The organism is Gluconobacter sp. OJA (genome assembly GCF_039638325.1).
GTDB lineage: Bacteria > Pseudomonadota > Alphaproteobacteria > Acetobacterales > Acetobacteraceae > Gluconobacter > Gluconobacter cerinus.
In genome coordinates, this window is sequence record NZ_JBDIWI010000001.1 from 1,045,001 (window position 1) to 1,060,451 (window position 15,451).

Here is a 15,451-nt window from a genome sequence, read left to right on the forward strand (position 1 = left end):
AGCCATGGCCAGGCTGAAGGTGCGGTAACACGCACTGGAGGGCCGAACCCACGCCTGTTGAAAAAGTCGGGGATGAGCTGTGGCTAGGGGTGAAAGGCCAATCAAACTCGGAGATAGCTGGTTCTCCGCGAAATCTATTGAGGTAGATCGTCGGGTGTTTACCCTGGGGGGTAGAGCACTGGATGGGCTAGGGGGGCCCAAAGCCTTACCAAACCTAACCAAACTCCGAATACCCAGGAGTATAGCCCGGCAGACAGACAGTGGGTGCTAAGGTCCATTGTCGAGAGGGAAACAGCCCAGACCACCAGCTAAGGCCCCTAAATCGTGGCTAAGTGGGAAAGGATGTGGGGATTCCAAAACAACCAGGAGGTTGGCTTAGAAGCAGCCATCCTTTAAAGAAAGCGTAATAGCTCACTGGTCTATTAGAAACCCTGCGCCGAAAATGTAACGGGGCTCAAGCCACGTGCCGAAGCTGTGGGTGCATTCTTATGAATGCGCGGTAGCGGAGCGTTCCGTAAGTCTGCGAAGGAGGCGGGGTGACCCCCTCTGGAGATATCGGAAGTGCGAATGCTGACATGAGTAGCGACAAACAGTGCGAGAAACACTGTCGCCGAAAGTCCAAGGGTTCCTGCGCAAGGTTAATCCACGCAGGGTGAGCCGGCCCCTAAGGCGAGGGCGAGAGCCGTAGTCGATGGGAACTAGGTGAATATTCCTAGGCCTGCCAGAAGTGACGAATGAGAAATGTTGTCTGTCCTTATCGGATTGAACAGGCTTTTCGACCATTCCAGGAAATAGCTCTGGCGTATAGACCGTACCCGAAACCGACACAGGTGGACTGGTAGAGAATACCAAGGCGCTTGAGAGAACGATGCTGAAGGAACTAGGCAAATTGCTCGTGTAACTTCGGGATAAACGAGACCCAATCGTGGGCAACCATGGTTGGGTGGCACAGACCAGGGGGTAGCGACTGTTTAGTAAAAACACAGGGCTCTGCGAAATCGTGAGATGACGTATAGGGCCTGACGCCTGCCCGGTGCCGGAAGGTTAAGAGGAGATGTGCAAGCATTGAATTGAAGCCCCGGTAAACGGCGGCCGTAACTATAACGGTCCTAAGGTAGCGAAATTCCTTGTCGGGTAAGTTCCGACCTGCACGAATGGCGTAACGACTTCCCCACTGTCTCCAGCATCGACTCAGCGAAATTGAATTCCCCGTGAAGATGCGGGGTACCCGCGGTCAGACGGAAAGACCCTATGAACCTTTACTGCAGCTTTGCAGTGGCATCAGGAAAATCCTGTGTAGGATAGGTCGGAGGCTTTGAAGCCGGGGCGCCAGCACCGGTGGAGCCACCCTTGAAATACGACCCTGAATTTTTCTGATGTCTAACCGAGACCAGTAAGCCTGGTCCGGGACCCTGCATGGTGGGCAGTTTGACTGGGGCGGTCGCCTCCCAAAGTGTAACGGAGGCGCGCGATGGTGGGCTCAGGCCGGTCGGAAACCGGCTGTCGAGTGCAATGGCATAAGCCCGCCTGACTGCGAGAATGACAGTTCGAGCAGAGACGAAAGTCGGCCATAGTGATCCGGTGGTCCCACGTGGACGGGCCATCGCTCAACGGATAAAAGGTACTCTAGGGATAACAGGCTGATCTCCCCCAAGAGTCCACATCGACGGGGAGGTTTGGCACCTCGATGTCGGCTCATCACATCCTGGGGCTGGAGCAGGTCCCAAGGGTTCGGCTGTTCGCCGATTAAAGTGGTACGTGAGCTGGGTTTAGAACGTCGTGAGACAGTTCGGTCCCTATCTGCCGTGGGTGTAAGAGACTTGAGAGGATTTGTCCCTAGTACGAGAGGACCGGGATGAACATACCTCTGGTGCACCGGTTGTCACGCCAGTGGCACAGCCGGGTAGCTAAGTGTGGACGGGATAACCGCTGAAAGCATCTAAGCGGGAAACCCACCTCAAAACGAGGTCTCATAGAGCCGTGACAGACCATCACGTTGATAGGCCGGGTGTGAAAGTGCAGTAATGCATGCAGCTAACCGGTCCTAATCGCTCATACTTCTCACATCAAACACATGCACAGAAATCAGCCACACTCATAAAACACCAACCTCCACCCACTCTCAAAAAGACTGGGTGGGCTAGAAGACCTGGTGGCCATTGCGAGGGCCCTACACCCGATCCCTTCCCGAACTCGGCCGTGAAATCCCTCAGCGCCTATGATACTGCACCTCAAGGTGCGGAAAAGTCGGTCGCCGCCAGGTCCCCTAGCCCACTCATCACTCCCAAAACACCAACATCACCATTACCACCGCGGGGTGGAGCAGCCCGGTAGCTCGTCAGGCTCATAACCTGAAGGCCGTAGGTTCAAATCCTACCCCCGCAACCATATAATAAGTCCTGTCCAGGACCCACAAAAGCCACCCTCCAGGGTGGCCTTTTGCGTTCCAGACTACCCAATCACACCACACATCACTCGAAGACCAGAACCACCAATCGGTTGAGTCCGGTAGTCATCAGCAGAAGCATGAATGACAAGAGACGACCCGTCAGCATCCAACAGAGCCGGACGACCGTCTTTACCCTTCAAAGATACAAAAGTCGAATAAACTTCAGCTTTGGCCGTTCCGTCGCTGCCTGCAAAAATGTTGGGAAGGTCCCCAGAGTCATTTTCTCCGGCATTGAGCAGCCCGTGCGTGACTGGTTTTGTGGTGTGAACATGAGAGCCTGCGCTGGTAAACGCAGGTGCGCTGCAATTTCCTTTTTCATGAAAATGCATGCCATGCCAGCCAGGTGTCAGTCCACTGACTTCAATGTGGAGCACAACGCCCCTTGGAGCCTCAGTAATCTGTGCAGTGCCAACCGTTTTTCCGTCAGTTCCTGTGAGGGATGCGGTAGCTGTCTCTGCTGAGAATGCCAGGGAAGGCGTAAGAGCCATTGATCCCGCTACAAATGCGAGCCGCTTTAAGCGTGCGAAGGTCATTGAAGTCTTTCTCCGGTCTGTAGATCGTTAGAACCATCTTATGAAATGATTGGTTGGCAGTGGATTTTGTCGCAACTGCGACGCAATAGCAATAAGCGCATTTCATGCGCCCCGACATATCCGAGAGAACGCTAACCATTATCCCGCAATGCGACGTTCACATTGTCATGAGTTACAAAATTTCGGATGTGAGGCTGGTCGGCTACAGCCGATAAGTACTTTTGTTATGTAACATAATGTTGGTAACGAGAGAAAAAAGAACCTTAAGTGAACTTCATTTCTTTCGTTTTGTTTTGGAAGAAAGCATGGCAGAAGGCGCGCTTGCGCAACGCGATTAATGCTGCACTGTATTCAGGGAAATTATGCTTTTCAAAACTCTCCCCAAGCAGACCATTATTGGTTTGTGCGCACTATTCGCGTGCACGTTCACGGCACTGACAAGTGAAGTGGCACCTGTCGGTCTACTGATCGATATGGCGCAGGGTTTTAGCATTTCAGAAGGGCAGGCAGGACTGGCTGTAAGTGCTTTTGCTCTTATGGTTGCTTTGGGTGCATTGCCTCTGACCATCCTGACGGCAAAGGTTGACCGGAAGAAACTCATGCTCCTTTCATTGGGAGGATATGTTCTTTCCAATTTGATTGCAGCGGTTGCTCCGACATTCCTCGTTTTATGTGCTGGGCGCGCTATCGGTGGAATCGCGCACGCCCTGCTAATGTCAATTGTCTCTGCCTATGCTGCCCGGCTTGTCCCGCCCAAGATGACGGGAAGAGCTATTTCCTTTGTATACGGTGGGACGTCTCTCGGCTCCATTTTAGGTGTGCCTGGGGCAGCCGCCATTGGCCATTTTGCAAGCTGGCGTATTGCCATGCTTGTGATGACTGGTATTGCCGTCCTGCTGACGGTTTGCATTGCTGTTTTCCTGCCGCCAGTCGTAACGTCTGGAGATGCCAGCACGAACCTACCATCGGTGGGGTCACGCAAGGCTATGAAGATATTCCTCATAGTTGTGGCCATTGATGCGATCTTTTTCGTAGCTCACAACATGCTCTATACTTATGTTACGCCACTTCTTCTGGCGCATGGTCTTCCAAAAAGTGCTCTGAGTATTGCTCTTTTGTTGACAGGAGCCGTGAGTATTCTGGGGCTATGGGGCGCAGGTCAGATTGTTGATCGTTGGCCAGCTGCTGGCATGTTGGCAGGTGGAATGGCCATGCTTATCGGAATGGGCCTCATGTATGGTCACATTCTGTCTGGCTGGGGTTCTGTTGCATCTGTTGCGCTTTGGTGTACCGGCTATTCAGCGCTCATCCCATTTGTAATGTCTGGCGCAATTCGTGCGAGAGCGACACGCCCGGATGTGGCGGGAGCAGCGATCAACGGCGGGAGCAATCTCGGAATTTTGCTTGGATCGGCACTTGGTGGTCAGGTGCTAACCTGGACTGGGTTCGGCGTTCTAACGCCAATTGCCATTGCCATTACGCTAACCGCAATCCTTCTGGCGATTTTCAATCCAGAGGCGTTTCCAAGAATACTGAACTCTTCAGAAGAAGAAGCTGCTTCCTGACAATGAAAAAGGGCCCCCGGATAGACATCCGGGGGCCCTTTTTTTCCAGTCTCGGTAGTACTGAAGCTGATCAGAATGATGTGGACAGTGTGCCCATCATCGCGAATGGCGGCATGATGTAATAGGTGGGTGCCGTGTCCGCGCCGATCTTGTGGCCATAGACACCCGTTGTCGCCCGGGCATTATTCGAGAAGTAATAGACTCCGCCGAGTTTGTACTGGCTGGTCAGATTGGTGAAGTTCAGCTTGAAGGTTGGAGACTGTGCAATGAAGAATTTTGGCAGATGATAGCCAAGCGTCAGGGAGTCCGAGAAGTAGGACGGCATGTACTGATCGTTCATGAAGGACGATGCCTGCTTGGACGTGTAGTGCACGCTGGCATTCATGAAGAACGGGCCTTCATTATAAGTCAGGCCAACGCTGCCGGAAAACTTCGGAGACATGACGGCCGTCTTGCCCTTGGTCCGTAGATAGTCAACCGAGCCATCGTCTGCCGTGGTCTGCAGGTTGTTGTCCATCGTTGTGTGCAGGTATTCGAACGCGAAATACGGGCTGAAGCGATGGAACAGCGGGCGGGTGGACAGCATGACATCCACGCCGCGGATTGTTTCGCCACCTGCATTGATGGTCTGGCTGACCTGAACGTCATTGCTGAACATGTTAACGGACAGCAGACGGTTGGAGACGTTCATGTTGAAGAAGCTGATATCAGCCAGGAACAGATCGTCGCTGTAACGATAGCCGAGTTCTTCCTTGATCGAGTACTGCGGCTTTGCCCCTGCACCTGACGTTGTCATTTTGCCCGTACTGGTGCTGTAGCGCGAGATCATGTTGATCGGGGAGGGCGCACGGAAATCGCCTTCAGCATTGATGTAAAGCTGATGATGAGGGGCGAAATTGTACGACCAGGAAAAGCGCGGCGTCGGCGAGACATAGGTGTGATTGGTGTGGCTGGCCGTGCTGGGCAGGTAGTCCTGACCTTCAAGCGTCATGGACGTCACCTTGATGCCTGCTGTGATGTTCATCTTGCGGTTCAGCAGGTGGACCGTGTCTTCCAGGAAGCCCGAGTTCAGGCTGTAAGACCCTAGGTAGTCAACAGAATTGTAAATGCTGCCGCTGGTTGTGCGGTAGTAGGACGACTTGTCCGTGTCAGACGGCTGCGCACCTGTCGTCTGGTTCATCTTGGACATAGGCGTCTTCAGGGAATAACGATATTCCTCGTGCCAGTAGCCGATTTGACCGTCGTTATTCTCGGAGTGCCAACCCAGTGCAGCAACAACGCCGCCCTGCTGGGTCACGGACATGGAGTTTGTGGACACTGCGGCACGCGTCGCCGTGCTGATCTTGCCGTCGCCGTTCAGGTCAACCCGCTGAAGCGCTGATCCGGCATAAGTATAGCCTTCCTGCAAACGGGATGCGCTGTTTAACGTAATGTCGGAGCGCTCGTAGTAAGGCGAGATGTTCAGCGTGAAGGTGTTGTTCAGCGCGAACTTCATGGGCATGGAGATGTAGAACTGGTCCTTGTCCGTACCATGCACGCCATAATAGCTGCTCGGAGACGTGGCGCTGAACTGGGCATTGTAGCTCAGGGGCGTGGAGACCGGACGTCCATGCTTGTCGTTCTGGAAGTTGGCCAGCGTCGGATAGCGGTTCAGGTAGTAGTGTGAGTGGTTATATCCGGCGAACAGATCAATGGAGCTCCGGTTGCCAATCAGCTTCTGGGCGCGGAAATCCATATGCTTGCGATCGCTGTCGCCCGATCCGCGCCATGCATCGGAGTGGGTGTTGGAAAATGACGCATAGCTTGTGATTCCGGTATGCCCGATTTCACCGGAGTCCACACGGATGAAGCCTCGTGTGCGGTTAAAGGACCCGTAGCTGCCGGACACCAGGCCGCCAAATTTCTTGGAGGGTGCGCGCGTAGTGATGCTCAGGGCGCCTGCGCCCGCTGAAGTTACCGGATCTTCCACGGAGATGGAGCCTGGGCTCATGCTCTCGGCAGAGATGTTGTTGCTGTCGATGTAGTTCTGGACGAAGTTTGAGGCCGATGACGTGCCGCCGTTTGCAATCGGCATGCCATTCAGCATGATGCCGATATCGTTGTCATACAGGCCGCGGCTCTGCATGGAGCCGCCTTCATTGCCGCTCGGGTCCGGCGTCGTGATGTTCACGCTCGGCAGGTTGGCAATCAGGTCGAGCGGGCTGCTCGTCGGGCTCTGCATTTCGATATAGTTCTGCGTCACGGTCTGTACAGCGCGGGATGCTGTCTCGGCTCGCATCATGCCACCGCCAGGCTGATGATGTGTTCCTGTGACGCTGATGGACTCTTTGCCTGCTTCGACTTCTGTGCGTGCTGCGTGCGCACGGTGCTTCGTAGGCTCTGTTGTCGCAGATGTTGCGGCATAGGCCGTTGGAACAGTCACGGAAAGACCGCTCAGAAACGTAGCTGCCGCAAGAGCTTTCTTTCCCGGCCCGAAAAGAGCGTTAAGCGGAACAGACATTCCGGAACGGCTGGAGCGACTGGGAGAGAAAGTACAGGAAGACATTTCTGGAACTCATTCTGCAGGAGACTAACGCTTCGATAGCGTTATGAATTTGGTAAACGAAGATAAAGGAGAGAATTATAAGAACATTCCAAAGAAAAAATTGATAGTTTCAATTTTTGTCTGAAGGGATGCCTGTGTCAGGAGCGGCGTGTCAGCAAAGGCTTGGCCAAAAGCACGCTCATGAAAGAAATAATGGCCGTCAGGATCATATAAAGTGCCGGAGCATGGTTCATTCCGCTCCAGGCAATCAGCGCGGCGTTGGTCATGGGGGCAAGGCCTCCGAACAGCACCACGCCGAATGAATATCCCATCGTGAGGCCGCGTCCTCGCCGTTCGCTGGGGAAGATCTGTCCGATGAAGCCATCGAGGGCTGCAAAATAGAAAAGCCCGCTCAGATTGAAGATTAGTGGCATGAGCAGCACTGTAGCCGGAGCAATGCGGATCAACTGAAATGCAGGCAATGGCAGAAGGGTTAAAAAGGCACAGGACAGAAGCATGGGACGGATGCTGTGTGTTCTGTCAAAGCGGTCTGCCAGCTTCCAGCGCAGGGGTGTGAAAAGCAGTTGGCCGCCATAGGTCAGGAGTGGCGCAAGGGACGTGCTGATACTCGAGAGACTGTATTGGCTGCGCGCATAATGCGGCATGTAGAGTCCGAGATATGTGATACCGCTTCCAAGCGCGACAGACCCCATGATGAGGGCAGTCCGCAGGATCGTGTCAGACTGGAAAAAAGGTGCCACAACAGCAGGGGCGGGCTGACGTGTTGGCGGGTTCTGACGGTTCAGGATCAGGCGTAGAATCAACCCACCCGTGCCCACAGCCGCACCAAGTCCTGTGGCGATACGAAAGGCATAGTCGTTGAATGCTGCTGTCGGGAGGCACAGGTTCAGAGCAAGGACGACAGTGGCAGCGCAAAGAGAGGCCGTAATTTGCCCGATAGCCTGCCAGCTTGCAGCACGCGCTTCATGGTGGGGCGCATGCTCGATCAGAAAAGATGTTGCGCTGCCAAATTCGCCACCAAGCGAGAAGCCGTGAATAAGCCGAGCTACCACAATCAGCACAGGTGCCGCAATGCCGATACTGGCGTAAGATGGCGTTACGGTGAGGAGCAGACTGCCTGCCGCCATGAGAAGAATGCAGATCATCATGGTGGGGACGCGCCCCCGCCGATCTGCATAATTGCCCAGTACGATAGCTCCGAGCGGGCGGGCAAGAAGCGTCAGGCCGAACGTTGCAAGAGAAAGGCCGAGTTGCGACAGCGGAAGACCCGACGGAAAAAAGGTTCGGCCAATCGAGGCGGAAAAATACGCGTAAATGACGAAGTCGTAGTACTCGATGATATTGCCAATGATCGAAGCAATAACAGCCTGATCTGGTTTCTTTTGGAACAGGGTACCCGTCTTCGCCATCAACCCTGGATGCCCCCGAGTTTCTGAATCAGGAACTGAATGAACGAACGCAGTGTCGGCGCGGTGTAGCGCTCCTTGTGATACAGAAGATAAATAGGCCGAGACGGAAGCGTATAATCCGGAAGCAGGGCCTGGAGTTTTCCGTCCCGGATATCCTCGCGCACCAGATCTGAGGGCAGCATGGCAATTCCCATGCCCGATAGCGCGGCCCGGCGCATGGCCTGCGTGTTATTGAAAAGACCCTTGCGGTGCATTTCTACCGAGACATGACCTTGCGGCCCTTCAAAATGCCATTCCCGTCGAGCCCAGTGCCAAGGTGATGCGGGGGTATAGGAAAAGGCCAGAGCGTCATGTGTGGCCAGTTGCTGAGGCGTTAGAAGCTCTTCACGGCGCGAAAGATACGCTGGCGAGGCGCAAAGCGTCATGGTGTAGTTGGAGAGCCGACGACAGATCAGGGAGGAAGGCTCCGGCACGCCCAGTCTGATGGCGATATCGAACTTCTCATGCGTCAGATCAACGCTGCGTTCCGTCAGGACAAGGTCGATATCCACGGAGGGATGTTCGTTGAGGTAATCCGCAATGCAGGGCGTGATGCTTTGTGTGCCATACGTGACCGGAGCGGTAATCCTCAGGGTGCCAGACGGCAGACTCTGGGCGGCTTCCGCCATGCGCTCCGTTTCGTCCAGCATGCTGAGAATTTTCTGGCATTTGGCGAAATAGACGGCCCCAAACGCTGTCAGGCTCTGTCGACGCGTTGTACGTCTCAGCAGACTGGTGCCTAGTCGCTCCTCCAGCAGGCGCACGTAATTGCCCACCATTGTGGGTGAGATGCCGCATCGCTCTGCGGCAGACGTCATGCTTCCTGTTTCAACGACCGCGATAAAGGTCGTCATGGCCTGAAAAACGTTCATTGCAAACCGCAGATTAGTAATTATCGCACCATAACAGCATTTATCGAAGAGATCGAAGACCGTAACGGTTTGACGTAGATGCTCCCGATCAGGAACTGAAGGTTGATGTTTTCCATGCGTATCAGAAGTGCGGCTCTCTCCCAAAGAAAGCTTTCTGCCAGAACCCCGGTTCTTGTCGGCCTGCTTGGAGCAACGGCCCTCGGACTGAGCGCCTGTGCACAGCAGCTTCAACCTGCTCAGCCTGTCTCCCAGCCCACAGTGGCCCATGATTTTATGGCTGCCACAGCCAATCCCATGGCATCCCGTGCTGCTTCTGATGTTCTGCAGAAGGGTGGAAGTGCAGTCGATGCTGCCATTGCGGCTCAGATGGTTCTTGCCGTGGTAGAGCCCCAGGCTTCCGGTCTGGGTGGTGGTTCCACAATCTTGTACTGGGACAAGGCGGCTGATCATCTAAGCTTCTTTGACGGTCTGGCCAGTGCGCCAGCCGGGATGCATCGCGACTACATGCATGACCGCAATGGTGTTCGGATTCCGGAAGTAACATTGCAGCGGACGGGCCGTGTGGTTGGCGTTCCCGGAACCTTGCGAACGCTGGCACTTCTGCATGAGCGCTATGGCAAGCTGCCTTGGAGCGACCTTTTTCAGCCCGCAATTTCAGCTGCCAGAGACGGCTTTCCGCTTGCCGGATATCTGCATCTTGTCCTGACCGAACGTCCGGAGCTCGCGAAAGAACCGCAGTTTTCGGCATATTTTGATGCCAGTGGTCAGCCGCAGCCTAAAGGTACGATCCTGCACAATGTCGACCTGGCAGGCACGCTTGAACATGTAGCGCATGATGGAGCGGAGTATTTCTATACGGGCGCTTTTGCGAAAAAGCTGTCCGCTGCAGTTACGAGTGGCGCTTATCCGGGGGCGCTGTCTCCTGCGGATTTGAAGAACTACAAGGTGCGTGAGCGGGCCCCTCTGTGTGTTACGGCCTTTAACCGTCGCATTTGCTCCGCGGCTCCCCCGGTTGCGGGCGGACTGTCCGTTCTGCAACAGCTTGCCATTCTGGATCGTCTGAACATTGGTCAGTACAAGCCGGGCAGTGTGGAAGCTGCCCATCTGCTGCTTGAAGCCTCCCGTCTGGCCGAGGCCGATCGCCGGAAATATGCTGCGGATCCGGATTATACGCGTGTCGATGCGGCAGCCATGCTTGATCCAGCGTATCTCGATCGCCGGGCAAAGCTTGTGTCAACGGGTGAAGCGGCCAGCCGCGTGGTGGCAGGACAACTTGCCGGGAAGCTGGCGCTTTTGCCATCGTCCGACCCGATGACTGTGCCTGCAACAACGCATCTGTCCATCCGTGATGCATCTGGCAATGCACTGTCTTTCACAACCACGATCAATCTAAATTTCGGATCGGATATCATTGTGGATGGTGTCGTCCTGAATAATGCCATCACGAATTTTGCGTCGCATCCTTTCGTGAATGGCCAGCCTGCGGCCAATATTGCAGCACCGGGGAAGCGTCCTATCACCACCATGTCCCCAACCATCGTCTTTGGGCAGAACGGGCAGCCTGAAGTCATCGTTGGTGCGGGCGGTGGTGCCCGGATTATTGATTCCGTCGTGCAGACTCTGGTGGGCTATCTGGCGTGGGGACAAAATATCCGCACGGCTATTGAGCAGCCTCGGATTGGCGCCCAGAACCATGCCGAGGAACTGGAGCAGGGCACATCTGCCGCCGGGCTTGCGTCCGCTTTGAGTGCCATGGGGCATCACCCGAAAATTGACGTCATGAATGCCGCCGTGCAGGGCATCACCATTCATCCGGACGGCCTTACGGGCTGGGGTGACCCGCACCGTGACGGCGTGGCCGTTGGTCAGTAATATCTGCCTCGATCTGCTGGAGACCACAATGAAGCTTTCTTTCCGCGCTGCCCTCAGCGCTGCCACACTCCTGTCTCTCGCGGCCTGTGCCGAACCTGCCCAGACTGCAAAGCCTGCAGGTGTGGCAGAGGTGGATCGTGCTCTAGGTGACGGTGGGGTCAGCGATTTTTACACACCGCCCGCTCAGGTGCCGGCAACGGTGGGTCAGATGATCCGCACGCAGCCTATTACCGATCGTCCGCTGCCGGAGAATGCAGGCCAGGCCGTGCGGACGCTCTACACATCCATCAGTGGGGTGAATGCTCCTGATCCCGTCACGGTTTCCGGTCAGATCATCTTTCCCAAGGGCACGCCCCCTAAAGGTGGCTGGCCTGTTGTGGCATGGGAACACGGCACAACAGGGATTGCAGACATCTGCGCCCCATCCTGGCGGGGATATCTCTCCCGGGACCGTGCCTATCTGGATCATTGGCTGAAGGCGGGCTTTGCTGTTGTGGCCAGTGATTATCAAGGACTGGGAACACCGGGGCCGCATCCGTATCTGATGTACCGGCCGGAAGGTTACAGCGTTCTGAACGGGTTGCGCGCCGCTCTGGCTCAGTACAAGGGCACGCTTCAGAACCGTATCATTCTTGTTGGTCAGTCGCAGGGCGGTGGCGCTGCGTTGGGTACGGCTTGGCTTTCCTCCAAATATGCACCGGATCTGCATGTCCTTGGAACGGTTGCAACAGGCGTCGTAACGCAATTCAAGCTGCCGGATCATCCGAAGCATGAGCCGCTTCCACGGCTGAATGTCGAACCACCGCACATGGCTGCGGCTTTTGGTATCCTGACGATTGAGGGATCCCGGAAGAGCCTGCATCCTGAGGTGGATGTCCGTGCAAACATGACGGACAAGGGCAAGGACCTGTCTCATCAGGCTCGTCAGACCTGCCTTGGCGATCTGTTCCGATATACGGAGGCGCATGACATCACCGAAGACAATGCGTACGCAGGTGATACATCCAGGCTTGAAGCTGACTTTCAGGACGCATTCACCATCCCGGATGCGCACATGACGATGCCGGTTTTCGTGGGTACGGGTCTCGCTGATAATGAAGCGGGTGTGGCCCAGCAGTATAACGCTGTGGCGGCCATGTGTGACGCAGGTACGAACGTAACGTGGAAGACCTATTCCGGTCTGACTCACAACGGGGCAGTGAACGGCTCTGCGGCTGATTCTGTTCCGTTTGCGCTGGCGCTGCTGAAAGGCCATCATCCGAAAGGAAACTGTGCAACGATCAAGCCCGTTTCCGAAGTGGAGAAGGCATTGCCGGGAATTCGCTGGAACAACTGAGTTCTGTCGGCCTGTGCGTTCTCCCGTCTGGGAAAGGAACGTTTATGCCGACACTTGAAATCTGTGTTGAAGATGCCGTTGGGTTGCAAACAGCCCAGCGGCCTGGCGTCTCGCGGATTGAACTGTGTTCCGCTCTGGCGCTAGGGGGCCTTACCCCTTCGGCAGGGCTGATGCACCTTGCTGCAAAATCGACGGTCCCAGTTTACGCCATGATCCGCCCCCGAGAGGGCGGCTTTGTGTTTGCCGAAGCGGAAATTGATCAGATGCTGGCGGACATTGATGCCGCCCGTGCAGCAGGGCTGGCTGGTGTGGTTCTCGGCGCGTCTTTGGACGATCACACACTCGATATCGCGACCCTGAAGCGTCTGTCTGAGGCCGCCGGTTCAATGGGGCGCACGCTTCATCGCGTCTTTGACCTTACGCCTAACCCGCTCATGGCCGTGGATCAGGCGGTTGAGTTGGGTTTCGAGAGAATACTGACGTCCGGGCAGGCAATTAGTGCCCCCAAGGGACATTCTGTTCTGAAGAATATTGTGCATCATGCCGCCGGGCGTATCGAAATTATGGCGGGAAGTGGTGTGCGTGTCGGAAATGCGCGTGATCTTCTGCGCGACACGGGTGTCACCAGTCTTCATGCCTCATGCCGGGGGCCATCTGTCGGGCAGGCCTGTCGCGTCTGGGACCTGGGATTTGGGCGACTGGCATCTCGAACCAGTGGTCGGATTATCGACCAGATGCTGGCTATTTTGGCTGAAGAAACAGCATCGGCAGATGCTTGAAGAAGAGTGATCCTAGACGTCACTCAGCGGTTCTCATGAAAACCGCAATGACGCTAATGGATTATAGTAATCCGTTAGCGTCGAAGAAAACCGAAAGCCAAATTAGCTTCAGGCTCTCTTGGCGGCCTCACGTGCGGCAAGCTTTTCTTCTTCAGTCCAGACTTTTCGCTCTCGCTTGACTTGTGGTTTGACCTGCTTGACCGGGCCACCCCCTAAGACGGGAGCGCGCATGGTGGAGTGCCGTGCGGTTTCTGAGTGCCATGGATGGTCGGTGTGAACCGTCAATGTACGACCGATTTCTCGTTCCACATCGTGCAGCCACGCACGTTGTTCGGCATCGCACAAAGTGATGGCGAAACCACTGCGCCCGGCACGTCCGGTGCGGCCGATGCGATGGACATAGCTTTCAGGCAGGCTTGGAAGATCGTGGTTGAAAACATGTGTGACGGTGTCAACGTCGATGCCACGGGCGGCGATATCCGTGGCAACGAGGACTTGTACGGTTCCGTCACGGAATGCGCTGAGTGCGCGTTCCCGCTGGCCCTGGGACCTGTTGCCGTGCAAGGCTTCTGCGGTGATCCCGGCCTCGGTCAGGAAAGCACAGACCTCATTGGCAATATTCTTTTGAAGTGTGAAAACGACGGCCTGACCGACATCCTGTGTTTCAAGCTGGGCTAGGAGAGCCGTTTTTTTGTGAGCTGCATCCATAAACATCACGGATTGCTCAATGCGGTCCACGGTGGTTGATGGAGGAGCAATTTCGACTTTTACCGGATCATTGAGAAGGCTCTCAACCAATGCCGCGATAGATTTCGGCATCGTGGCCGAAAACAGAACGGTATGCCGATCTTTCGGTAGTGTTGCGACGATACGCTCAATCGGTTTTGCGAAGCCCATATCCAGCATCTGGTCGGCCTCATCAAGTACAAGCGCTTCAAGCTGCGATAGATCGCATAAGCCTTGCTCGATAAGATCCAGAAGCCGCCCTGGGGCGGCGACAATAATGTCCACGCCATTCTCAAGTGCATTCACCTGATGAAACTGGCTGACACCGCCGAAAATCGTCGTCACGCGAAGATTCAGATGACGACCAAAGCTCTCAAAGCCATCCGCAATCTGGGAGACAAGCTCGCGTGTCGGTGCGAGCACGAGGACGCGTGCGCCACTCTTTGGGGCTGTGCGAGGATTAGCCGCGAGGCGGTGCAACAGTGGAAGAGCGAAAGATGCCGTCTTTCCTGTACCTGTCTGGGCCATGCCCAATAGGTCACGGCCTTCCAGCAGCATGGGAATTGACTGTGCCTGGATAGGGGTAGGTGTGACATATCCTTCTTCATCCAGAGCGCTCAGAAGAGTGGGCGCCAAGCAAAGATCGGCGAAAGTCATGGACATGGACACGCGGCGCCTCCGGCGCTCAATAATGCTGCGCCTGGTTGGGCTTCGCTGTTTCAGAACGCGGAGTTCTACGGGTGATGCCGGCCTGGGTCAACGCGCTACAGCGGCTCTTTTATCTCCGTGGAAGCATCGAATTTCCAGTCATCCTCACGACTGCATTCATCCATCATCATAATTTATGATTTGGCGACATCACGCATCGCAACCACCAGATTCATATGAGAGGCCAGAAGTCGCTGGGGAAGCGTGGGGAGATAAATGCGGATGGCTTCCAGTCTTTTGGATTCTGGCAGAGTGGCAAAAGGCGGACGCGAGCCTTCGCCATCGCTGCCCGCATTGTAGCTCTTAGCGATTGCATTAATGAGAGAGGCAGGCACGGACGCCAATAGTGTCCTTTGGGTAGGACTTAAAACTTTGTCCCGAAGAGGGCCAGATAAGGTTCGAATTTCAGCAACTTTTGGAGGTTCGTAATGCTTCAGTTGAGACAGGGGGAATTCAACTTCCACACCATTGCTTTGCATCACGTAACCAGTGGAACCTTCAATATCCACAAGCTTGCCATCATGGGCGCCTTTGAGGTCTGAAACATGATCGCCGATTGATAACTGTGCCATGGCTAATTTCCCAGTAAGATGCGTCATAGGGGGCCATGAAGTGCCT

Annotated in this window: 10 protein-coding genes, 1 tRNA gene and 2 rRNA genes (1 of these 13 only partly in view); 7 read left to right on the forward strand and 6 right to left on the reverse strand. The window is 55.2% G+C overall.

What is annotated here, in order from left to right:
• From ABDK75_RS04935 to ABDK75_RS04945, 3 genes are all read left to right on the forward strand, one after another.
• Positions 1 to 2,068 (forward strand): 23S ribosomal RNA (locus ABDK75_RS04935); it begins 669 nt to the left of the window's first position.
• 80 nt (positions 2,069 to 2,148) lie between these two features.
• Positions 2,149 to 2,263, forward strand: a 5S ribosomal RNA gene (rrf, locus tag ABDK75_RS04940).
• 48 nt (positions 2,264 to 2,311) lie between these two features.
• Positions 2,312 to 2,388: transfer RNA gene (locus ABDK75_RS04945), tRNA-Met, on the forward strand.
• A 63-nt stretch (positions 2,389 to 2,451) separates the two neighbouring features.
• Here ABDK75_RS04945 and sodC read toward each other — a convergent pair.
• A complete protein-coding gene (gene sodC / locus ABDK75_RS04950) occupies positions 2,452 to 2,982 on the reverse strand; it encodes a superoxide dismutase[Cu-Zn] (protein ID WP_339407345.1) in 531 nt (176 codons plus the stop codon).
• A 362-nt stretch (positions 2,983 to 3,344) separates the two neighbouring features.
• Between sodC and ABDK75_RS04955 the strand changes: the two genes are divergently transcribed.
• Positions 3,345 to 4,547, forward strand: coding sequence for an MFS transporter (locus ABDK75_RS04955; RefSeq protein WP_346005121.1), 1,203 nt, complete (start codon positions 3,345 to 3,347; stop codon positions 4,545 to 4,547).
• 70 nt (positions 4,548 to 4,617) lie between these two features.
• On the opposite strand, the gene ABDK75_RS04960 is transcribed toward ABDK75_RS04955, so the two are convergent.
• The 3 genes from ABDK75_RS04960 to ABDK75_RS04970 form a co-directional block, all read right to left on the reverse strand.
• Complete coding sequence (locus tag ABDK75_RS04960; RefSeq protein WP_086634254.1) at positions 4,618 to 7,092, reverse strand: TonB-dependent receptor; 2,475 nt, start codon at positions 7,090 to 7,092, stop codon at positions 4,618 to 4,620.
• 137 nt (positions 7,093 to 7,229) lie between these two features.
• Complete coding sequence (locus ABDK75_RS04965) at positions 7,230 to 8,501, reverse strand: MFS transporter (protein ID WP_346005122.1); 1,272 nt, start codon at positions 8,499 to 8,501, stop codon at positions 7,230 to 7,232.
• Positions 8,501 to 9,394 (reverse strand): LysR family transcriptional regulator, encoded by an 894-nt coding sequence (locus ABDK75_RS04970; protein ID WP_244591126.1) that lies wholly within the window; start codon positions 9,392 to 9,394, stop codon positions 8,501 to 8,503. Before ABDK75_RS04970 ends, ABDK75_RS04965 begins: the two co-directional genes overlap by 1 nt.
• Before the next feature lie 123 nt (positions 9,395 to 9,517).
• Here ABDK75_RS04970 and ggt point away from each other — a divergent pair, with 123 nt between their 5' ends.
• From ggt to ABDK75_RS04985, 3 genes are read left to right on the forward strand one after another with little or no spacing between them, the layout of a single operon-like run.
• A complete protein-coding gene (gene ggt / locus ABDK75_RS04975; protein ID WP_346005123.1) occupies positions 9,518 to 11,284 on the forward strand; it encodes a gamma-glutamyltransferase in 1,767 nt (588 codons plus the stop codon).
• Positions 11,285 to 11,312: 28 nt separating this feature from the next.
• The gene (locus ABDK75_RS04980) at positions 11,313 to 12,620 is read left to right on the forward strand and encodes a lipase family protein (protein WP_346005124.1); all 1,308 of its coding nucleotides are present in this window, start codon (positions 11,313 to 11,315) and stop codon (positions 12,618 to 12,620) included.
• 44 nt (positions 12,621 to 12,664) lie between these two features.
• On the forward strand, positions 12,665 to 13,399 hold the full coding sequence (locus tag ABDK75_RS04985) for a copper homeostasis protein CutC (RefSeq protein ID WP_099212044.1): 735 nt from the start codon (positions 12,665 to 12,667) through the stop codon (positions 13,397 to 13,399).
• Positions 13,400 to 13,507: 108 nt separating this feature from the next.
• Here the strand turns inward: ABDK75_RS04985 and ABDK75_RS04990 are convergent, their stop codons facing one another.
• Positions 13,508 to 14,788, reverse strand: a complete 1,281-nt coding sequence (locus ABDK75_RS04990; RefSeq protein ID WP_346005125.1) for a DEAD/DEAH box helicase — start codon at positions 14,786 to 14,788, stop codon at positions 13,508 to 13,510.
• A gap of 179 nt (positions 14,789 to 14,967) precedes the next feature.
• Positions 14,968 to 15,405, reverse strand: coding sequence for a hypothetical protein (locus tag ABDK75_RS04995; RefSeq protein WP_346005126.1), 438 nt, complete (start codon positions 15,403 to 15,405; stop codon positions 14,968 to 14,970).
• Positions 15,406 to 15,451 lie beyond the last annotated feature (46 nt).